The sequence below is a fragment of the Thermoactinomyces intermedius genome (genome assembly GCF_013912365.1).
GTDB classification, from domain to species: Bacteria; Bacillota; Bacilli; order Thermoactinomycetales; family Thermoactinomycetaceae; genus Thermoactinomyces; species Thermoactinomyces intermedius.
This window is the reverse complement of sequence record NZ_JACETT010000003.1, coordinates 23,961-45,494: the sequence shown is the minus strand read 5'-3', so window position 1 is coordinate 45,494 and position 21,534 is coordinate 23,961. Positions and strand designations below refer to the sequence as shown.

Below are 21,534 nucleotides of genomic sequence, written 5' to 3'. Positions count from 1 at the left end.
CTTTGGGAACAAATAGTCTGGTTAGGAGGACCATTTACTTAACAGACGTAAGGAAAAGAGAAAGTGTTGCAGAGAAAAAATATTTTTTCAAAAAGTTTTTTTGCCGGGTTCATATTTGCAGAAATTCCATCACGGTTTGGTCAATCTGCCGGATCAGTTCATTGAACAACCTTTCCCCTTTTTCTTTGGAAGCCCGGGTGGGATAACCGATGGTTCCCGTTTTGGTATAAGCCTGCATTCCCAAAACTTCCAGCAAGGGGCGGTCGGAAACTTCCACATCTTCCGCTTTTTCCAATTGCACCGCTTGTTCCTGCAACAAATGGAGCAAGATGGAAGTTTCCCCTTCTCCGGCATGCATGTCCTGCGAGGGGGTGGATGACAATCCCGCTTTTTGGTAGGCTTGTTCCCAGTGTTTCCGGCTCGGGGCAATCAAAAGTCTGGTTTTGCTTTGATTGAGTTCCTGGGCGATGTTGGCGAGCAGTTTGTTTCCTCCGTGCCCGTTGATGATGACGCATCGCTTGACCCCGGATTGTTCCAAAGAAGAAAGCACATCTTGGACAATGGAGAACAGCGTCCTGATGCGGAGGGAAATGCTGCCGGGAAAGCCCGCATGCTCGAAGGAGCAAGAGTAAGGCAGGGTGGGAACGACAAATGCTTGGTGTTTCATTGCCAGCCTTTGGGCGATGGCGGTCGCAATGAGGCTGTCGGTATTGGTGGGCAAATGGCATCCGTGCTGCTCGGTGGATCCAATCGGAAAAAATGCCAGCTCCTTGTCTTTGAAATCCGGCCATGTTGGAAATGGGTTCATGTTTCCGCTCCCCTTTTCTTTTTTGAAATGTATTCTGGGTTTAGTGTAGAGCATCCTGCGGAAATTGGAAATGTTTTTCCCAAAAACATCTTGCATGATTATTTTTTTCGTGATATAATTTCTTTCGTCAACTCGAAAAACGAGCGCCTATAGCTCAGGGGATAGAGCACTGGTCTCCGGAACCAGGTGCCCAGGTTCGAATCCTGGTAGGCGCACCATCAGAAGAAAAGGTGCTTTTTACAAAAGCACCTTTTTTGTGTTTTTCTGCCCTTTTTTTCGAGGAAGAGAGTGGTAAAAAAAGCGTAAAATGATGAATGGTATATTATGATAAAATATAAATGAAATTGTTTATTGAAGAAATTATTGAGCTGCATGTATGATGAAGGCGGAGGTGGATGAGAGAATGGCTCTGCAAGTGGGTTTTGGCTTGATTCAGGAACAGCGGATGAAGATGGTGATGACGCCGGAACTGCGCCAAGCGATTCAAATTTTGCAATTCTCCGCAACCGATTTGCGCAAATATATAGAAGACCAAATGATGGAAAACCCGGTTTTGAATGTTTCCGAAGCAGAGAAAAAAGAGCCGGATTTGGACCGGTGGATGGAGTATATGCGTGACTTGCCCCGGCAAAGCAGGACCGGTTACCGGAAAGAATCGGATGAACCGTCGTTTGAGTCTTTTGTCACGGGATATCAAACGCTGGCCGATGAATTGGAAGCGCAACTTTGTGATTATTCCCTGACTTTAAAAGAACGGAAGGTTTGTCTGTATCTGATACACAATCTGGATGAAAAGGGATATTTGGATTTGGATTCCGGCGAAGCATGTAAGCGCTTGCATATCGATGACGGGATGTTTGCGAAGTGTTTGAAAGTGATTCAATCGATGGAGCCGGCCGGTGTGGGTGCCCGCTCGCTGGGAGAGTGTGTGGAGTTGCAGTTGCGCCGGAGGGAGCGCATCAATGAAACGGCCATCCGCATTGCCCGGGAGCATTTGCAGAATGTGGCGGATGCAAAATGGCGCAAGATTGCCGATGCTTTGCAAGTGGATCTGAGTGAAGTGCATCGGGCGGTGGAAGAGATTAAATCATGCAATCCCAGACCCGGTCTTCAATTTCATTCATCCCCTCCCCGTTATGTATCACCGGATGTGTATGTCGAGAAAATGGATGATGAATACGTGATCCTCCTGAATGAAAGGGATATGCCGAATCTGACCGTGAACCGGTATTATCAGCAATTGTTGCGGCAAAAAGATGAGTTGGGCGAAGAGGTCAGCCGGTATCTGAAAAACTGGGTGCAGTCCGCTTTGTGGCTGATGAAGGGGATTGAGCAGCGCAGAGACACCATCTACCGTGTCGCACAGGCCATTGTGAAGAGGCAGCGTGACTTTTTCGAGCACGGGGTTGATCATTTGAAGCCGCTTACATTAAAGCAAATTGCCGAAGAAGTGGATCTCCATGAATCGACGGTCAGCCGGGCGACCCAGCATAAATACATGCAGACGCCAAACGGTTTGTTTCCGTTCCGTTTTTTCTTCCCTTCCGGTTTACAGACCGACACCGGGGTGGACATGGCGCAAAGTACGGTGCAGAAAAAAATCCGGCAAATGATTGAAAACGAGGATAAATCAAAGCCGTTATCCGATCAGAAGATCGCGGATCTGTTGAAGGAACAGGGGGTTTCGATTTCCCGGCGCACCGTGGCCAAATACCGGGATGAAATGGGAATCGCATCATCTGCAAAACGAAAGCGTTTTCTGTAAATGTTCAATAAAATCAGGCAGGAGGAAACTTGTCAAAGGCTGTGTTTTTAGGATAAAATAAAACTGATCCCAGTAACGGGGATTTTTTTTGGAGTGGTTGGGACGATTTTTTCTACACGGGACATATTTCGTCCCGATGGTGGGGGTTTGATGAAAAATCTACTTAATTTGCAGAAACAATTATTGCCTGACTTGCTGAGGGTTATGCATAAGCGGTATGAAATACTGCGGCATATTCAGTTGATGCAACCCGTGGGACGGCGGAGCCTTTCCGGTGTGTTGGATTTCACCGAACGCGTGCTTCGGGCCGAAGTCGATTTTTTAAGGACACAGGACTTGGTAGCCGTTGATTCCAGCGGCATGAGGCTGACCGAAAGCGGAGCCGATTTGTTGTCCGAGATGGAACCGATGATGAAAGAGCTGTTTGGACTCAATCAATTGGAGCGCGATTTGGAGTCCTGCCTCAACTTGAAAAAAGTCATCATTGTTCCCGGCGACTCGGATCGGTCGGATTGGGTGAAAAAAGAAATGGGAAGGGCTTGTGCGCGATTCCTCCGGAAAATTGCAGAACCGGATCAGGTGATTGCCGTCTCCGGAGGGAGCACCATGTTGGCCGTCGCGGAGATGATGATACCGTCTTCCGCTTTCAAATCCACCATGTTTGTTCCGGCCCGGGGCGGGGTCGGGGAAGCGGTGGAATTGGAAGCAAACTACATTGCTTCGCTCATGGCCAAAAAAACCAAAGGCCATTACCGCATGATGCATGTTCCGGATCAAGTCAGCGATGAGGCTTACCAAACGTTGCTTCGCGAACCGCATATTCAGGAAGTGCTGGAGTCTCTCAAAAGAGCACACATTGTCATTCACGGGATTGGCAATGCTATGACCATGGCAGTACGGAGAAAATCAAGCCAAGCCATCCTGGACAAGTTGCAACGTGAACAGGCGGTAGGGGAGTCTTTCGGATATTACTTCAACCGCAACGGGGAGATTGTTTACCGTGTGCAATCCCTGGGGTTGAAGTTGGATGATTTGGCCAATGCCAAAAATATCATTGCGGTGGCAGGCGGCTCGAGTAAGGCGGAAGCCATCCGGGCCATCAGCACCAAGGTTTCCAGAGATATTTTGATTACTGACGAGGGAGCCGCCAAAGCGATTTTGTCGCTGGAATGAAACCGCTTGGACGGTTCCGTCCTCAGTGATACTTTGCATAGATAACAAGGAGGAATTTTACCATGATCAAAGTGGGAATTAACGGATTTGGCCGTATCGGACGCAACGTTTTCCGGGCCATGATGAATCATCCGGAATTGGAAGTGGTGGCTGTCAATGATTTGACAGACTCCAAAACCCTGGCTCATCTTTTGAAATATGATTCGGTCCATGGAAAATTCGACGGCGAAGTGGCAGCCACCGAAAACGGCTTCAGCGTCAACGGACGGGAAATCAAAGTGTTGGCTGAACGCGATCCGGCCCAAATCAAATGGGCAGACTATGGTGTGGACATCGTTGTTGAATCCACCGGACGTTTCACCAACCGGGACGACGCTGCCAAACACCTGATCGGCGGGGCCAAAAAAGTGATCATTTCCGCTCCGGCCAAAGGGGAAGACATCACGATTGTGATGGGGGTTAACCATGATAAATACGACGCCGCTTCCCATCACGTGATTTCCAATGCATCCTGCACCACCAACTGTCTTGCGCCTTTTGCCAAAGTATTGCATGAGAACTTCGGCATCCGCCGCGGTTTGATGACCACTGTCCATGCTTACACCAACGACCAACAAATTTTGGACCTGCCTCACAAAGACTTGCGTCGTGCACGTGCAGCGGGTCAATCGATCATTCCTACCACTACGGGGGCTGCCAAAGCCGTTTCTTTGGTGCTGCCTGAATTGAAAGGGAAATTGAATGGTTTTGCCATGCGGGTTCCGACCAAAAACGTATCCGTTGTGGACCTGGTTGCCGAACTGGATCAGGAAGTCACCGTTGAACAAGTGAATGAAGCATTGCGCAAAGCGGCAGAAGGAGAATTGAAAGGCATCCTCAACTATTCCGAAGAGCCGCTGGTGTCTGTCGACTACAACGGTGATCCTCATTCTTCCACCATTGATGCACTGTCCACGATGGTATTGGAAGGAAACATGGTGAAAGTTGTTTCCTGGTACGACAACGAATGGGGTTACTCCAACCGCGTTGTGGACCTTGCCAGCTACATTGCCAGCAAAGGTCTGTAAAGTTGAAAGATCAATAAGTTATACTAATTGAAAATATGCTATACTGATTTCGGAATTGAACCTGAAAAGAGGAGAACCTTTCTCCTCTTTCTCATGCATTAAGGAGGGAGTCCCCTTGAACAAGAAATCAGTCAAAGATGTGGATGTACGCGGAATCCGCGTGTTTTGCCGCGTGGATTTCAACGTTCCGTTGCAAAACGGAAAAATTACCGATGACACCCGGATTCGTGCGGCTCTTCCCACCATCCGCCATTTGGTGGAACAAGGTGCCAAAGTCGTGCTTGCCAGCCATCTGGGACGGCCGAAAGGAAAAGTGGTGGAGGAGTTGCGTCTGAATCCAGTGGCTGAAAGGCTTTCGGAATACTTAAAGCAACCGGTGATCAAAGTCGATGAAGTGGCAGGTCCGGAAGTGGAAGAAAAAGTATCGGCGTTAAAGAACGGAGAAGTGTTGCTTTTGGAAAACGTCCGTTTCCATCCCGGTGAAGAAAAAAATGACCCGGAACTTTCCAAAGCTTTCTCCCGTCTGGCCGATTTGTACGTCAATGATGCCTTCGGCGCCGCTCATCGAGCGCATGCGTCCACAGCCGGGGTGGCTGAATATTTGCCGGCCGTTGCCGGGCTTTTGTTGCAAAAGGAAATTGAAACGTTAAGCGGTGCGCTCAACCATCCGAAACGTCCGTTTACGGCGATTATCGGGGGAGCCAAAGTGAAAGACAAAATCGGCGTCATTGAAAATTTGCTGGATAAAGTGGACCATTTGATCATCGGCGGAGGATTGGCTTATACATTTGTTCATGCCAAAGGATATGAAATCGGAAAATCGTTGTTCGATCTGGATAAAGTGGAATTGGCCAAATCATTCATGCAAAAAGCCGAAGAAAAAGGAGTCCGCTTTGAACTGCCGGTGGATGTGGTGGTTGTCGATGAATTCGGCCCCAATCCTTCCACGGTGAAAACAGTGGATATTGATCAGATTCCCGAAGACATGGAAGCGGTCGATATCGGCCCCAAAACGAGAGAACGGTACAAGTCGATTGTGAAAGAGTCCAAGCTGGTGATCTGGAATGGCCCCATGGGCGTTTTTGAATTTGATCAATTTGCCAAAGGAACCAATGCCGTGGCCGAAGCCGTAGCAGAAAGCGAAGCCATGACCATTATCGGTGGCGGGGATTCGGCAGCAGCCATCAAAAAGTCCGGTTTGGCTGATCGGGTCGATCACATTTCCACCGGCGGAGGCGCATCCCTGGAGTTTTTGGAAGGAAAAGAATTACCGGGAGTGGCGGTGCTACAAGATCAATAACAGGAGGTTGCTTCGATGCGGAAGCCAGTGATTGCAGGAAACTGGAAAATGCACAAAACCATTGACGAAGCATTGCGTTTTGTCAAAGAGCTGAAAGAGACTGAGCTCCCTCAAGATGTGGAAACAGTTTTGTGTGCACCATTCCTGGCGTTGCCTGCATTGGTGGAAGAGACCAAAAACAGCGGGATTGGAATTGGTGCGCAAAACGCCCATTATGAAGAACAAGGCGCATATACCGGTGAAGTGAGTTTGCCGATGTTAAAAGCCACAGGCGTGCAATACGTGATTTTGGGCCACTCGGAGCGACGCGCCTATTACAATGAAACGGATGAAGACGTGAACAAAAAAACCAAAGCGGCCCACGCCCACGGCTTGATCCCGATCGTATGCGTCGGGGAAGTGTTGGAAGAAAGAGAAAGCGGCAAAACCATGGAAGTCGTTGCCGCACAAGTGAAAGCCGCAGTTGAAGGGCTTTCTGCCGATGAAATGAAGAAAACGATCATTGCTTATGAGCCGGTTTGGGCCATCGGCACCGGAAAAGCTTCCACGGCTGAAGATGCGGAGGAAGTATGCTCTTTCATCCGGAGCACCATTTCCGACCTGTATGATTCATCCGTGGCCGAAGCGGTGCGGATCCAATACGGCGGCAGTGTGAAACCGGAAAACGTGGCTTCCTTCATGAAGCAGAAAAACATTGACGGAGCGTTGGTGGGCGGAGCCAGCTTGAAGCCGGATTCGTTTGCATCGTTGGTAAGTCAGGCAAGTGAAGGTGAGAAACAATGAACCGACCGAAACCAGTGTTGTTGTGTATTTTGGATGGTTTTGCCCTCCGTGAAGAACGGGAAGGAAATGCCGTCAAGCAAGCCAACAAACCGAACTTTGACCGCTATTGGAACGAATATCCGCATGCAACGCTCGAGGCCAGCGGGGAAGCCGTCGGTCTGCCTGACGGACAAATGGGAAACTCCGAAGTGGGGCATTTGAATATTGGTGCCGGACGGATTGTGTATCAGGATCTGACCCGGGTGACCTTAGCGATTGAAGACGGCAGCTTCTTTGAAAACGAGGCGTTCCTTCAAGCCATTAAACACGTGAAAAAGAACCAAAGCCGCCTCCATTTGCTCGGATTGCTTTCTGATGGCGGGGTGCACAGCCACATCAATCATTTGTTCGCGCTTCTGGACCTGGCTGCCAAAGAAAAAGTGGATGAAGTTTATGTGCATGCGTTTTTGGACGGGCGCGACGTGGCACCGGACAGTGCCGTCCGATACATCCGGCAGTTGCAGGAAAAAATGGATGAAGCCGGTGTCGGCAAGATTGCCACGGTTCAAGGACGTTATTATGCGATGGACCGTGACAAACGGTGGGACCGGGTGGAAAAATCCTATCGTGCCATGGTTTATGGTGACGGACCCCGGTCCGGCGATCCGGTGGAAGCAGTACAAGCCTCCTACCAAGAGTCCGTCTATGACGAATTTGTTGTCCCGACGGTCATCGTGGATGAAAACGGAGAGCCGGTCAGCCGAATCCGCGATCATGATGCAGTGATTTTTTACAATTTCCGTCCGGACCGGGCGATTCAACTTTCCCTCGCTTTTACTGATCCGGACTTTGACGGGTTTGACCGCGGTCCGGGGCATCCGCAGGACCTGGCTTATGTCTGCCTGACGCATTACAGCGATGCGGTGAACGGGGAAGTGGCTTTTAAACCGACTGATCTCGTCCAAACGCTCGGGGAAGTGGTCAGCCGGCATCAGCTGAAACAATTGCGGATTGCAGAAACCGAAAAATACCCGCATGTCACTTTTTTCTTCAGCGGTGGACGGGAAGAGAAGTTTCCGGGCGAAGAACGGATTTTGATCAATTCGCCGAAAGTGGCGACTTACGACTTGAAGCCCGAAATGAGTGCCTATGAAGTGGCCGATGCGCTTTGTAAGGAAATCGAGGCGGAAAAACATGATGTGATTATCTTGAACTTCGCCAACCCGGACATGGTGGGCCACTCCGGAAAACTGGAACCGACGATCCGGGCGGTGGAAGCCGTTGACGAATGCTTGGGGAAAGTGGTCGACCTGACAATCGAAAAAGGCGGAGTGGCTGTGATCATCGCCGATCACGGAAACGCAGACATGGTGGTGAATGAAGACGGAAGTCCGCACACGGCCCATACCACCTTCCCGGTTCCTTTTATCGTGACGAAAAAAGGACTGGCTCTGCGGGAAAAAGGGATCTTGGCGGATGTATCTCCGACCCTGCTCCATCTGTTAAACATTGAACAACCTGAAGAAATGACAGGAAGATCGATGATCAAATCCAAATAAAAGTGAGGGATCAAGCAAATGACAACCATCATTGAAGTTTATGGCCGCGAGGTTTTGGACTCCCGCGGAAATCCGACAGTGGAAGTGGAAGTCGTATTGGAATCCGGTGCAACGGGACGTGCCATTGTACCGTCCGGTGCATCGACCGGTGCTTATGAAGCCGTGGAGTTGCGCGACGGGGATGAAGAGCGTTTCTTGGGCAAAGGGGTGCTCAAAGCCGTTCAAAACGTAAATGACGTGATTGCCCCCCAACTCACGGGAATGGATGCACTGGATCAAGTGGCCATTGACCGTGCCCTGATTGAATTGGATGGCACCGAAAACAAAGGAAACCTGGGGGCCAATGCCATTTTGGGAGTATCCATGGCGGTTGCGCGCGCTGCCGCAGAAGCTCTGGGAGTTCCGTTATATACTTACTTGGGCGGATTTAACGCCAAAGTGCTGCCGGTTCCGATGATGAACATTTTAAACGGCGGCGCTCATGCCGATAACAATGTGGATATTCAAGAATTCATGATTATGCCGGTCGGTGCGGAAAGCATGCATGAAGCAGTCCGGATCGGCGCCGAAATCTTCCATAACCTGAAAAAAGTGTTGAAAGAAAAAGGTTATGCAACCGGTGTGGGTGACGAAGGTGGATTCGCCCCGAACTTGAGCTCCAACGAAGAAGCACTGTCCACGATCGTCACAGCCATTGAACGTGCCGGATACAAACCGGGAGAAGAAATCATGCTGGCGCTCGATGTGGCTTCCAGCGAAATCTACCGTGACGGCAAGTATCACTTTGCCGGGGAAAACATCAGCCGCACTTCCGAGGAAATGATCGATTTCTATGAAGAATTGATTTCAAAATACCCGATCATCTCCATTGAAGACGGTTTGGCAGAAGACGACTGGGATGGATGGAAAAAAATGACCGAGCGTCTGGGTGACAAAGTGCAACTCGTCGGGGACGACCTGTTTGTCACCAATACCACCCGCCTCAAAGATGGAATCGAAAAAGGCGTCGGCAACTCCATTTTGATCAAAGTCAACCAAATCGGCACACTCACCGAAACCTTTGATGCGATTGAAATGGCAAAACGCGCCGGATATACCGCAGTGATCTCCCACCGCTCCGGGGAGACCGAAGACACCACCATTGCAGACATCGCCGTTGCAACCGGTGCCGGCCAAATCAAAACCGGGGCACCTTCCCGCACGGACCGTGTGGCCAAATACAATCAATTGATCCGCATTGAAGATCAATTGGGTCATATCGCTCAATACCCGAAGCGTTCCGCTTTTTACAACCTGCGCTCCATCGAAAAAGAATGACATGACATCCCATAAAAGGCACCGGGAATGTTTCCGGTGCCTTTTTTGTTGGAATGACCGACGGCTTCTTGTCCGTTGGCGCCGGATTATTGAAATGCCGCTTCGAATGTGGTAAAGTCATCTAGAGAGACGGCAAGGAGGTTGTGAACGTGGCGCTTGTTTCAAAATGGGTCCTTGCAATCATCTGCATCGGATTGATTGTCGTTATCCTGCTGCAACCTGGAAAGAGTGCAGGATTGTCCGGTGCGATTGCAGGTGGAGCTGAACACCTGATGGGAAAAGCAAAAGCACGCGGTTTGGATGCGCTGTTGCACCGGTTAACCGTGGTGTTGGGAGCCTTGTTTATTATTGTTGCTTTGGTCGTTGCTTTCTTTTTGAAGTAATCTGAACCCGGAATTCCTTAAGAGACTTCTTTAAGGAATTCTATTTTATTTTTTTAAAAAAAGACTTGCCAAAAGGATAAGGGCATGCTATTATAATAAATGTCTGGTGACCATAGCGGAGGGGATCCACCCGTTCCCATCCCGAACACGGAAGTTAAGCCCTCCAGCGCCGATGGTACTTGGGGATGACCCCTGGGAGAGTAGGTCGTTGCCAGGCAAAAAAACCACGACGTTTGTACGTCGTGGTTTTTTTGTTGTTTTTACAAGGGTTGAAAAAATGAAGGATTTATATGAATTTTCTATAGGATGTTCCGGTTTTTCTTCGTATAATGGAATCAGAAGAGGTCATTTGCGGCCGGAAGAAGAGGATTTCCATGAAAAGAAATTTTCGTCTTTTGACTTTTGCATTCATCGCGGGGCTTCTTGCTGTTTTTGCGCTTCCCTTGTCGCCGGCCGGGGCGGCGGCGTCCGCGGACAATGACGCAGACGTGTACTTGGAGCATATCATGTGGCTGGCGCAAGAAAAGAAAACCTTAAACAGCGGTCCTTTTCAGGTGGGCAGTTTGCTGGACGAGGTGCAGCAGTGGTGGGGCGAGCCGGATGACGATTCCGGTGTGGCGGCCAACTATTGGGACCGGAACATCCGCTTTATTTATGATCCCGATCAAAAGGGCAACCCTGTCACATGGATTGAAGACTTTGATCCCGCTCTGCAAAAGATCACATTGGAAGAATTGCTCGACACGTTGGGGAAAGCAGACCGGTTTGTGGAAGCGGAAGGAGATTATTATGTCACCTATTCGCTCAACAATGGCCACGAAATCACGTTTGTGTTAAATGTCCCCATGGAAGGGCAAACGTCAAAGGTTTATCTGTATTATGTGACGGAACAGACTCCATAATCCTTTGGAAAAGTCCATCTTCGGATGGATTTTTTTATGGCAAATTGCAGTCGGTCTTCTTTCCATTTTTTCACCGGGTGTGCTATGGTTAGAATATTAAAAAATAAAATCCGAACCAAGGGGATGCACAGTCATGAAAGTGGTACAACGTTCACCTGAACCTTTTTTTTATTCCGGGGGAAAAACGGGCATCCTATTGATACATGGTTTTACCGGGACGCCGTCTGAAATGCGGCCCATGGGAGACTTTTTCAAGGAGAAAGGTTACACCGTTTATGCGCCTTTGTTGGCCGGACATGGCAAAACACCCGAAGATTTGGAGAAAACCGGGTGGCGGGACTGGTGGCAAAGTGCATTGGATGCTTATGATACCATCCGCTCGAAAGCGGACTTGGATCATTTGTTTGTGGCCGGTTTATCGATGGGAGGCGTCCTGTCGCTGCTTCTTGCCGCCGAAAAGCCGATGGACGGGGTCATTCCCATGTGTGCTCCGGTGTGGGTCCGGGACCGGCGGGCGGTTTTGGCCGGGTTTGCTTACCGTTTTTACCGGTTTAAACCCAAAGGAAACCATCCCGATCCGGAAGTGGATGCGTATCTGGTGCCGTTTGACCGGACTCCCGTCAAAAGTGTCGGGGAACTGATGAAATTGCTTCGCCGGTTAAAACGAAATCTGCCCAAAGTGGAAGTTCCGGCTTTGATTATTCAATCGCGGCAAGATGAAACCATCCGGTCACGAAGTGCCAAATATATTTATGAGACCATTTCATCCAGGCACAAACATTTGTCCTGGTATGAGAAATCTTCCCACATCATCACGTTGGACAAAGAGAGAAAAAAACTATTTCATGAAGTGGATGACTTTATCAGGGACGTGTCTTTAACATCCATGAACGATAAGAAGTGAGGTGAAGCATCTGTCGCGGGGAATTCCCCACCGCAGATGAAGTATGATCACAGAACAAGAGATTCGGCGTTTTATGTTGGAACAAGCTTATAAGCCGCTGATGCTGGAAGAACTGATCGAAGTGTTCGGCATCGGGGAAGAAGAACGGGAAGCGTTTGTCAAACTGCTTCAGCAAATGGAAGAAGATGGAAAAATTGTGCAAACCCGGGCCAAACGGTACGGTGTCCCGGAGCGGTTCAACCTGGTGCGCGGCACTTTGCAGGGAACATCCAAAGGATTTGGTTTTGTCATTCCCGATGCGGCCCATCAGGATGATATTTACGTCCATCTCAACGATATGAACGGCGCGTTGGATGGCGATCTGGTGCTGGTGCGCATTCATAAAAGAAAATCGGACCACCGGCGGCCGGAAGGGGAAATTGTCCGTGTGTTGAAACGGGGACGGGACCGCATTGTCGGAACGTTCCGCCGCTTGTCCTCCCATTTCGGCTTTGTGATTCCGGATGATAAACGGATTCCGGCCGATATTTTCATCGCTCACGAGTTGCAGATGAACGCCAGGGACGGGCAGAAGGTGGTCGTCAAACTGCACCAGATTACCGGGCGCCACAGCGCGGAAGGGGAAATCATCGAGATTCTCGGGCATAAGGATGATCCGGGAGTCGACATTCTGTCAATCATCCGAAAACATGGTTTGCCGGAAAAATTCCCCGAAGAAGTGCTGGCCGAAGCAGAGCAAATTCCCGGGGAAATCAGCGAAGAAGAAATCAAGGGAAGGCGCGACTTGCGCGGGCGCACCATGGTGACCATTGACGGGGAAGATGCCAAGGATTTGGATGATGCCGTTTCAGTGGAACGTCTGGAAAACGGAAATGTCCGTCTGGGTGTTCATATTGCCGACGTGAGTTACTACGTCAAAGAGGGTTCTGCTTTGGACCGGGAAGCTTATGAACGGGGATGCAGTGTTTACTTGGTGGACCGGGTGATTCCCATGCTTCCCAAACGTTTGTCCAATGGCATCTGCAGTTTGAATCCCAAAGTGGACCGCCTGACCATGACGTGTGACATGGAGATTGACCCCGAAGGCAATGTGGTGGATTATGACATCTATCCCAGCGTGATCCGGACCAATGAGCGCATGACCTACAGCGATGTCAAAAAAATTGTCGTGGATGAAGACACGGAACTGATCGAGCGGTACCGGCCTTTGGTGGATGATTTCCGCCTGATGGCTGATCTTGCGAAAACCCTTCGCCAAAAACGGTTGCAACGGGGAGCCATCGATTTTAACTTTGCGGAAGCAAAAGTAATCATCAATGAAAAAGGAGAACCGGTGGACATTGTCAAGCGTCCCCGGACCATCGCCGAGCAACTGATCGAAGAATTCATGCTGAAGGCCAATGAAACCGTGGCCGAGCATTTTTACCGCTTGGAAGTTCCGTTCGTGTACCGGATTCATGAAAACCCGGATGCCGAGAAACTGAAAGCTTTTTATGAATTTATCACCAGCTTTGGTTACTCGGTCAAAGGGCGCCCCGATCAGGTCAAACCGCATGCGCTCCAATCCTTGCTGGAGAAGATCCGGGGAAAACGGGAAGAGCATGTCATCAGTACCGTCATGTTGCGTTCGATGAAACAGGCCAAGTATGCCGCGGAATGCATCGGCCACTTTGGTCTGGCGGCTCCTTTCTACAGTCATTTCACGTCGCCGATACGCCGGTACCCGGATCTTTTGATTCACCGGATCATCCGCGAAGTGTTGACCCAAGGAAGCTTGTCGGTGGAGCGGATTGACGAATTAAACGAAATCCTCCCGGACGCAGCCCAACAATCTTCCATCCGCGAACGCATCGCCGTGGATGCCGAAAGAGAAAGCCAGGATTTGAAAATCGCCGAGTTTATGATGGATAAGATCGGGGATGAGTATGAAGGAATCATCAGCAGTGTGACCTCGTTCGGGATCTTTGTGGAACTGCCCAACACCGTGGAAGGGCTGGTGCACGTCAGTTACCTGACAGATGATTATTACCATTATGATGAAAGTTCTTATTCCTTGATCGGCGAACGGACCGGCCGGATCATGCGCATCGGGGACAAAGTGCGGATCAAAGTGAGCGGGGTCAACATTGATGAGCGTAAAATCGACTTTGAACTGTTGGAACATTTCCCTGGCGACGGCGTGGTTTTGAAAAAGAAAGGGAAGAAAATCAAAGCCAAAAAAGCATCCGGGGAAAAAGAGAACAAGCGCGGAAAAAAAGGCAAGTATTATGAAGTGGACCGCGGTGCCTTCCAAGCAAAAGCCAAAGAACAAAAGCAGCACAAGAAAAAGAAGAAGAAAAAGAAAAAATACCGCAATAAAGCAAAGAAAAAATAAGAAAATGCCCTCCGCCCAAAAGCGAAGGAGTTTTCCTTCGCTTTTGGAACGGACCGGAAAAAATGATTGACTTGACAAAACATTTATTGTTAGAATAAAATCTGCTATTCATTTATCAGGAGAACCGGGGCGAGGTGAAAACGATGAAAAACAAAGGCGTCAAGGTGATTGCCAAAAACAAAAAAGCATTTCATGATTATGAAATCAAAGAACAATATGAAGCCGGCATCGTTCTCACCGGAACAGAAATCAAGTCGGTCCGCAAAGGCAGTGTCAATTTGCGCGATGCCTATGCGCGGATAGAAAACGGCGAAGCCTTTGTGATTGGCATGCACATCAGCCCGTTTGAACAGGGAAACCGGTTTAATGTGGATCCCACCCGGACCCGGAAATTACTGATGCACAAAAAAGAGATTGACAAATTGTACGGCTTGATCAAGACGAAGGGGTTAACGTTGGTTCCGCTTGACATTCATTTGCGAAACGGTTTTGCCAAATTGCAGTTGGGACTCGCCCGCGGGAAAAAGCTGTACGATAAACGGGCAACCGCCGCCAAACGGGATGCAGAGCGCATGATCGAACGCAAACTCAAGGAACAAAATTATCGTTAAAAAATGCTTGCATGATTTTCTATATGATGTTATAATCTAGAACTGTAGCGAAAAGATTGCTCGATATTTCCTCAGAATCTCGGGGGCGTTCTTGGGATTCGACGGGGACAGATCGAGCGTCAGTAGCGAGCCGAGGGGTTGCGAACTCGTTAAAAACGCAAATGCCAAATGTAACTGGCAAACAAGAAAACTACGCTCTGGCTGCTTAATTAAACCAGCCAGGATCCGCTTCTCCATCGCCTGTGTGGAGTTGCCGGGTCTCATAACCAAGCAGGCTAGCTGACCGATCGGCCACTGATCGGAAAGCGAAACTTGAGTGGCTAGTCTTTCATAACGCCTGTCACTGGGCAGTATGGAAGGCGAAACTTCAATACAGTGACTGCGCTCGGAGAAGCTGGCGTGGCGATGTCTTCGGACAGCGGTTCGACTCCGCTCGCCTCCACCAAAAATGAAATACCATGCTGGAGTAGCTCAGCTGGCAGAGCACTTCACTCGTAATGAAGGGGTCGCAGGTTCGAATCCTGTCTCCAGCACCAGATCAAACCTCTGCGGAATGCAGGGGTTTTTTGATTTTAAAGTGGTGGGGTGGGGAGAATGGAAAGTGGAAGAAGCGCTGAGTGACCAACCTGTCATGACACACCCGCCATTTTTGTTTATTTTCGCCAAAAAGTGGTGCAGTCCGCTTTGTCCGAAAGATTAAATTCGATGATCTTCTCAAGCAGAGCGTAATCCACCGGACGATCCCACGGGATGCGGATCAACTTTTTGGTATAGTCATAGCCGGCTTTGTCAATTTCTTCTTTGGCATGTTCGATCGCAACCTTTTCCGGTGCAACGGCAAGATGTTTTTTCGCGACGCTGAAACCGATAATAAAAGTTCCGTGATCCGTAAACATCGGTTGGTTCCATTTGATTACCGGTTGTAAGTTTGGGTATTTCTTTTTTACCCAAGAGAGAACTTCTTCCACTCTGGCCCGGTGTGACGGATCCGCTATTCCCGCTGTAAATTCACTAAAAACTTCCATGTTCCATGCCTCCTTGAGAAAAAAGATACGTATTTTATTTTATCCTTTTCTTAAGGTCACTTGAATTAAACAAGTTGGTGGTTGGTGGATTCTCTTTTCATCGGGAAAAACTTTGACGCGTTTGTTATGAAACGGATTACGACATATACCTGATCATCAAAAAAAGATGGGAGATTGTGGTATGCAACCGGTTTTTGAGCAATGGAAAACCACCATGGAAACGTGCGGATTGGCTTGTCGGCTCCACGGATGAAACGGTTGTCCGGGAGCTTCGAGAGGCGTTGGGGTTGGATGAAGAACTGGCGGGTTGGTACAGGGAATGTGCCCCGCGGATGGGAGAGCTGGATTTTGGCGGAAATCCGGTTCAATTGTACGGTCCGGAGGAACTGATGGATTTGCAGATGAATTTCAGCCACGATCTGCAAAATATGAAAAGGGATCCGGAGTGGAAAATCGATTGGATTGTGATTGCAGACAAAGGTCTCGATCCTTTGATCTACGACATGAAATCCAAAGGTGTGTATTATGCGCGACATGGCCAAAGAGATATTACATTAAAAAGACTATCCCCTGATTTGAAAGGGTGGATCAAGGCGTTGGTTGTGCTGTGTGAGATTTGTTATTTAACGTATCATGGGCGGTTTGTGGACGAAAACGGGGAGATATCCCCAAAGATCTTGCAAGAAATGAAAGAAAAATTAAATGCATTCCTGCCTGGTGAGTGCATTGGGAATTGGTGGTCTCTTCTGGAGTAAAAGCCGGTCAAATGACGGTTTTCTGTCCGGCAAGATGGATGTCAGTGAGAGGTTGATTTATTGGAATGGTCCGGAACTTTCCCCGCAAGAGATCGTGGAAAAAGTTTTGATCATGGAACCGGTTGTGACACCTGCTCCGGGTGATGAAAAAGCATCAGAACCAAGGATGTCTCCTCGATGGAAGGAGTTTTTTTTGTACGAAGCAGATGACACAAGATTGTTAACATCATGTGATGGAAGCATGTTAAAATGAATTTGTTTTAATAAATCTGTTATTTAAAAAAATTGAGGAGTGCGTGGGAAAGGAATGGATAAGAGAGAAAGAGAGCATATGGGGAATGAAATTGATCCTGTGACTGTTGAGGATTTAAATGTAGTCAGACGAAGACGAAAGAGAAAGATTATACGCCTGGTGTCTTCTTTTCTCAGCGTGGTTTTGATTCCGGTGATCCTCACGGTTGTTCTCGCCGCTTATGAAGATGAGACCAATGAGTGGGTGCGCAGTTTGTTTGAAGGCGAAAAGAAAGAAACCTACATGGAAAGCTTGAAGCGATTAGCTTCCGAAGGGAACATGCCGGAGTACGAATGCGGCGCGTTGGGTTCCGGCATCACCGATGTACTCAATCGCTGCGGAGAACCGGTTGCGCGGTCAGACTCTTACGATGTCAGCTCGACTGTGACAAGTTTGTACTATCAGTATGGGCACAGGTTGGTTACCCTCGACTTTGAAAATGACCGGTTGAAGGCGATCAAGGTGATGTATGATGCGAAGGAATCATTGTCTGTGGATGAAATGAAACGGGTCTTTGGGACGCCCGTTGAAACGACGGAGAATCAATCGAATTTGAGATCGGATACGGTTTATTATAAATATCATTTATCCGTCTATGACTTGATGTTAAATTTTAACAAACAAACAGGGAAACTGGAAAATATCAATCTGGAGACCACAGAAAAGTACGGCTATACCGGTTCTCCGCGTACACAGTTGAAAACGGAAGTTCATCCGGTTGAGCAAGCAAAGAAAATTTCCGCTGACGGTGGCGTGAAGACGGCCAAACAATTGCATGATTGGATCAGCCGGGGCGATTTGGGTAATTATGATTGCGGACCGCTGGGGACCGCTTATCATGATGTTTTAACCGGAAAATGCGGGACTTATATGAATAATTTATTTCATAAAAAGGTGAACCAACAAAATAAGGAAAAGTTATTGAGCTATCAATTTAAAGACAGGGAAATACAGCTTAAATTTTATAATGACGTTTTAACATCCATATCTGTCCGGGAATTTGAAAATTCCATACCGGTGACAAAAGATGACATTATTCAGGTTTTTGGCAAGCCGGTTCCGAAGAAAAAACCGGCCGTCGACTTCGGGGTTGAGATTGAGAGTTTAACTTATCAAATCAACGGGAACAAAATTCAACTGTTCTTCGATGAAGAAGGCAAAATCGATTATGTGTGGCTTTTTAAAGATGGCTTGTATGATGAAGAATTCGGCTTTTTGTTACCGCAAAAAAAATGACCGGACAAAAAAGCCCTGCACCGGATGTATGCAGGGCTTTTGTCACGGCGGTGAAGCGGGGCCGTTTATTTGTTACAATACATATGGATGAAGTCAAATTGCAGGATGCATCAGAGGGGGAACTTTGTTTGCGTTTAGTCGTTGGAATCACAGGTGCGACCGGAGCCATCTTCGGGATCCGATTGTTGGAATTTTTGCGGGAAACGGGTACGGAAACCCATTTGATTTTATCCAAATGGGGAAGAGCGAACATTGAATTGGAAACGGATTACACGGTTCCGCAAGTGGAAGCGTTGGCGACAGTCTGCCATTCATCACAAAATCTGGCCGCATCGGTTTCCAGCGGTTCTTTTCGTGTCGATGGGATGGTGATTGCACCTTGCAGTATGAAAACATTGGCCTCGATCCGGGCCGGGCTTGCGGACAATCTGGTGACCCGGGCGGCGGACGTGGTTTTAAAGGAACGGAAGAAATTGGTCTTATTAACCCGGGAAATGCCACTGAATGACATTCACTTGGAAAACATGCTGGCCCTGTCGCGCATGGGTGCAACGATTTTGCCGCCGGTACCGGCATTTTACAACCATCCGCAAACGATCGATGATATTGTGGATCATGTGGTCGTGCGCACGTTGGATCAATTCGGGATCGAGGTGAGAAAAGTCAGACGCTGGCAGGGGATTGAAACGGGAAAAGACCGAAGCTGAAGCCTGGAGGAAGAAGGCCGGGCTTTTTTATTTTTTCCCAAAGCCGGGTTCATTCATGGTAAAATGAAGAGAAACATGTTTATCCTTACGAAAAGACCGGAGGTTTTTGAATGAAATTTTTTAAAATGAGGGAACCCGTCAATACCTGGACGCATTTCATTACGTTTTTGGCGGCTGTCATCGGGCTTTTTTTCCTGATCGGTATCAGTTGGCCCGATCCCTCGACGCTGGTGACGATGACGATTTACGGTGTAAGTGTGATTTTGCTGTATGGCGCCAGTTCTTTGTACCATTGGGTTGTGACGACTCCCGAAAAAGAATTGATCTTCAGGAAAATGGACCATTGCGCCATTTATTTGTTGATCGCCGGTTCGTACACTCCGGTCTTTTATTATGGCCTGGACGGAACTTTTCAATGGGTGATGCTTAGCTGTGTATGGGGATTGTCGGTTCTCGGCATCGTACTGAAGCTGTTTTTCATGCACGTTCCGCGTTATGTTTCGACTACATTTTACCTGACTTTGGGATGGATCGCCGTGGTTCCGTTTGTTAAATTGGTTCATGCCCTGCCAACCGGTGCGATCTTGTTGATGGTTTTGGGAGGGGTGTTTTATACCGTCGGAGCTGTCATCTATGCGACCAAATGGCCGGATTTCTTTCCGGGCAAATTGGGTTTTCATGAAATATTTCACTTGTTTATTATGGCCGGCACCGTTGTTCATTTTGCAATGATGGTGATATACATTTTGCCGATCGGATTGGGAAATGCATGATTCCGGTGGAGTTTGGCTGACCGGCAGGTTCCGTTCGGACTTGCTGGTCAGCTTTTCTTCTCGGAAAGCGGCAAGTTCCTGCTTCAAAAACGCCATTATTTTTATATTATAATTGTATAGCAAAATAAAAGAATATATTATTTGTTTTAAATGTTAATAAAGGAGGCGAAAAGACATGGTGATTGGTGATTTGCTGAACAGCCGGGCGGAACTGTCCCCGCACTTGGAAGCACTCATTTATAACGGCGAGCGCCTTACTTTCCGCGAATACAAGCAGAAAGTGAACCAGCTGGCCAATTATTTGCTGAGTCTCAACGTGAAACATGGAGACCGTGTTGCCATGCTTTGTAAAAATACATACGCATTTCCGATCATATACTTAGCGGCAGCCAAAATCGGCGCGGTTACGGTTCCTGTGAATTGCCGGTTAAAACCGGTTGAGGTTCAGTATATTTTAAAAGACTGTCAAGCCAAGGTTTTATTATATGATGAAGATTTCAAAGACAGCCTGGAGATGCTTCCGGATTGTGTGGAGAAAGTGATCTGCGTTTTTCAAGGTGAACGGGCGTCGGAGCAATTCAACAGCATTTTTTATACTGAATCGGATGAAGAACCCAACGTGGAAGTCCATAAAAACGATATTGCCACCATTATTTACACTTCCGGAACCACCGGAAACCCCAAAGGGGTGATCAGTACACACGCCAATGTGTATGCGGCGGGATTGGCCAATGTGAACACGTTGGATCTTCGCAAGGCCGACCGTTTTTTGTTTGTGACACCGCTTTTTCATATCAGCGGCATGATGTTTATCATCAATTCACTGATCCGGGGAATGGCCTTGGTGATCGCATCCAATTTTACTCCTTCCCAACTGTGGAACCTGATTGATGAAGAGAAGATCACCGGGATGATGTCGGTGCCGTCGATGTTGCCCTTTATGTTGGAAATGTTGAAGACTATCGATAGGGACATTTTTTCTTTGCGAGGAATTGTTTGCGGCGGTTCCTTGGTGCCGGAAAATTACATCAAGGCTTTTCACGATTTGGGATTTGCCGTGATCCAGGTTTACGGAGCCACCGAATTCACCGGTGCCGCCACCTATTTCTTGCCGGAGATGGACATCAACCGCTGTCATTCTGTCGGGAAAGGATTATACCTGACGGAAATCAAAATCATCGATCCGTTGACAGGGGTGGAGTGTGCTCCCGGAGAAATCGGGGAAATCTTGGTGCGCGGGGATCAGGTGTTTGCCGGCTATTGGAATAATCCGGAGGAAACGGCAAAGGTATTGAAGAACGGATGGTACCACACGCAAGATTTGGGACGGATGGATGAAGAAGGGTATTTGTATGTGATCGACCGTCTCCGCGACATGATCGTTTGTGGCGGGGAAAAAGTGTTCCCGGCCCAAGTGGAAGCCGTGCTTCTGCAAATGGAAGGAATCGCGGAGGTGGCCGTCGTGGGGGTCAAGCATCCGGTTTGGGGAGAATTGCCCCGGGCATACATTGTGAAAGCGGAAGGCCATGATATCACCAAGGACGAAGTGATTCGTCATGCGCGTGAAAACCTGGCGGATTACAAGTTGATCGATGTGGAGTTTATCGAGGAGCTTCCCAAAAACAGCATGGGGAAAGTTTTAAAATATGTATTGCGTGAGTATGCTTCCCGTGCCAATTAACCTCCAAGGACGGTTATCTGATCGGGTTAACCGTCCTTGAATGTTTTTCAGGAGAAGTGTCCTGCAAGGGAGGAATATTCAAAATAATAGATCTATTTTTTAGGAAATAAATTTTAAAGAAAAGACTTTACAAACATATG

At 48.3% G+C, this 21,534-nt stretch carries 19 protein-coding genes, 2 tRNA genes, 1 rRNA gene and 1 other RNA gene; 21 read left to right on the top strand and 2 right to left on the bottom strand.

What is annotated here, in order from left to right; all coding sequences use genetic code 11:
* Positions 1 to 109: 109 nt before the first annotated feature.
* The gene (locus H1R82_RS00765) at positions 110 to 808 is read right to left on the bottom strand and encodes a creatininase family protein (protein WP_181731419.1); all 699 of its coding nucleotides are present in this window, start codon (positions 806 to 808) and stop codon (positions 110 to 112) included.
* Positions 809 to 951: 143 nt separating this feature from the next.
* Between H1R82_RS00765 and H1R82_RS00760 the strand changes: the two genes are divergently transcribed.
* The 16 genes from H1R82_RS00760 (at position 952) to H1R82_RS00685 (ending at position 15,461) form a co-directional block, all read left to right on the top strand.
* Positions 952 to 1,026: transfer RNA gene (locus H1R82_RS00760), tRNA-Arg, on the top strand.
* Between the two features lie 185 nt (positions 1,027 to 1,211).
* Entirely contained in the window at positions 1,212 to 2,573 is a 1,362-nt protein-coding gene (rpoN, locus tag H1R82_RS00755) for an RNA polymerase factor sigma-54 (protein WP_181731420.1), read from the top strand.
* Between the two features lie 150 nt (positions 2,574 to 2,723).
* Positions 2,724 to 3,746: a sugar-binding transcriptional regulator gene (locus H1R82_RS00750; RefSeq protein ID WP_181731421.1), complete on the top strand. Its 1,023-nt coding sequence runs from the start codon at positions 2,724 to 2,726 to the stop codon at positions 3,744 to 3,746.
* 62 nt (positions 3,747 to 3,808) lie between these two features.
* A complete protein-coding gene (gap, locus tag H1R82_RS00745; RefSeq protein WP_181731422.1) occupies positions 3,809 to 4,813 on the top strand; it encodes a type I glyceraldehyde-3-phosphate dehydrogenase in 1,005 nt (334 codons plus the stop codon).
* A 115-nt stretch (positions 4,814 to 4,928) separates the two neighbouring features.
* The gene (locus H1R82_RS00740) at positions 4,929 to 6,113 is read left to right on the top strand and encodes a phosphoglycerate kinase (protein WP_181731423.1); all 1,185 of its coding nucleotides are present in this window, start codon (positions 4,929 to 4,931) and stop codon (positions 6,111 to 6,113) included.
* A 15-nt stretch (positions 6,114 to 6,128) separates the two neighbouring features.
* Positions 6,129 to 6,896 (top strand): triose-phosphate isomerase, encoded by a 768-nt coding sequence (tpiA, locus tag H1R82_RS00735; protein ID WP_181731424.1) that lies wholly within the window; start codon positions 6,129 to 6,131, stop codon positions 6,894 to 6,896.
* The gene (gpmI, locus tag H1R82_RS00730; protein WP_181731425.1) at positions 6,893 to 8,434 is read left to right on the top strand and encodes a 2,3-bisphosphoglycerate-independent phosphoglycerate mutase; all 1,542 of its coding nucleotides are present in this window, start codon (positions 6,893 to 6,895) and stop codon (positions 8,432 to 8,434) included. The genes tpiA and gpmI overlap by 4 nt, the downstream gene beginning before the upstream one ends.
* An 18-nt stretch (positions 8,435 to 8,452) precedes the next feature.
* Entirely contained in the window at positions 8,453 to 9,751 is a 1,299-nt protein-coding gene (gene eno, locus H1R82_RS00725; RefSeq protein ID WP_181731426.1) for a phosphopyruvate hydratase, read from the top strand.
* A gap of 149 nt (positions 9,752 to 9,900) precedes the next feature.
* Positions 9,901 to 10,134 (top strand): preprotein translocase subunit SecG, encoded by a 234-nt coding sequence (gene secG / locus H1R82_RS00720; RefSeq protein ID WP_181731427.1) that lies wholly within the window; start codon positions 9,901 to 9,903, stop codon positions 10,132 to 10,134.
* 102 nt (positions 10,135 to 10,236) lie between these two features.
* Positions 10,237 to 10,351: ribosomal RNA gene (gene rrf / locus H1R82_RS00715) — 5S ribosomal RNA — on the top strand.
* A gap of 157 nt (positions 10,352 to 10,508) precedes the next feature.
* The gene (locus H1R82_RS00710) at positions 10,509 to 11,036 is read left to right on the top strand and encodes a DUF4309 domain-containing protein (protein ID WP_181731428.1); all 528 of its coding nucleotides are present in this window, start codon (positions 10,509 to 10,511) and stop codon (positions 11,034 to 11,036) included.
* Between the two features lie 133 nt (positions 11,037 to 11,169).
* Positions 11,170 to 11,940, top strand: a complete 771-nt coding sequence (locus tag H1R82_RS00705) for an alpha/beta hydrolase (RefSeq protein WP_181731429.1) — start codon at positions 11,170 to 11,172, stop codon at positions 11,938 to 11,940.
* Between the two features lie 43 nt (positions 11,941 to 11,983).
* Entirely contained in the window at positions 11,984 to 14,314 is a 2,331-nt protein-coding gene (gene rnr / locus H1R82_RS00700) for a ribonuclease R (protein WP_181731430.1), read from the top strand.
* A 143-nt stretch (positions 14,315 to 14,457) separates the two neighbouring features.
* Positions 14,458 to 14,925, top strand: coding sequence for an SsrA-binding protein SmpB (smpB, locus tag H1R82_RS00695; protein ID WP_037996146.1), 468 nt, complete (start codon positions 14,458 to 14,460; stop codon positions 14,923 to 14,925).
* An 81-nt stretch (positions 14,926 to 15,006) separates the two neighbouring features.
* Positions 15,007 to 15,370, top strand: a transfer-messenger RNA (tmRNA) gene (ssrA, locus tag H1R82_RS00690).
* 15 nt (positions 15,371 to 15,385) lie between these two features.
* A tRNA-Thr gene (locus tag H1R82_RS00685) sits at positions 15,386 to 15,461 on the top strand.
* A 117-nt stretch (positions 15,462 to 15,578) separates the two neighbouring features.
* On the opposite strand, the gene H1R82_RS00680 is transcribed toward H1R82_RS00685, so the two are convergent.
* On the bottom strand, positions 15,579 to 15,950 hold the full coding sequence (locus tag H1R82_RS00680; protein ID WP_181731431.1) for an iron chaperone: 372 nt from the start codon (positions 15,948 to 15,950) through the stop codon (positions 15,579 to 15,581).
* A 176-nt stretch (positions 15,951 to 16,126) separates the two neighbouring features.
* On the opposite strand from H1R82_RS00680, the gene H1R82_RS00675 reads away from it, so the two are divergent.
* The 5 genes from H1R82_RS00675 (at position 16,127) to H1R82_RS00655 (ending at position 21,394) form a co-directional block, all read left to right on the top strand.
* The gene (locus tag H1R82_RS00675; protein WP_181731432.1) at positions 16,127 to 16,705 is read left to right on the top strand and encodes a hypothetical protein; all 579 of its coding nucleotides are present in this window, start codon (positions 16,127 to 16,129) and stop codon (positions 16,703 to 16,705) included.
* Positions 16,706 to 17,012: 307 nt separating this feature from the next.
* Entirely contained in the window at positions 17,013 to 18,233 is a 1,221-nt protein-coding gene (locus tag H1R82_RS00670) for a DUF4309 domain-containing protein (RefSeq protein WP_181731433.1), read from the top strand.
* 128 nt (positions 18,234 to 18,361) lie between these two features.
* Positions 18,362 to 18,940 carry a non-oxidative hydroxyarylic acid decarboxylases subunit B gene (locus H1R82_RS00665; RefSeq protein ID WP_269747554.1) on the top strand — a complete coding sequence of 193 codons (579 nt, stop codon included), beginning with the start codon at positions 18,362 to 18,364 and terminating at the stop codon, positions 18,938 to 18,940.
* A gap of 110 nt (positions 18,941 to 19,050) precedes the next feature.
* A complete protein-coding gene (gene trhA, locus H1R82_RS00660) occupies positions 19,051 to 19,713 on the top strand; it encodes a PAQR family membrane homeostasis protein TrhA (protein WP_181731435.1) in 663 nt (220 codons plus the stop codon).
* 175 nt (positions 19,714 to 19,888) lie between these two features.
* A complete protein-coding gene (locus H1R82_RS00655; protein ID WP_181731436.1) occupies positions 19,889 to 21,394 on the top strand; it encodes a class I adenylate-forming enzyme family protein in 1,506 nt (501 codons plus the stop codon).
* The last annotated feature ends 140 nt before the right edge of the window (positions 21,395 to 21,534 follow it).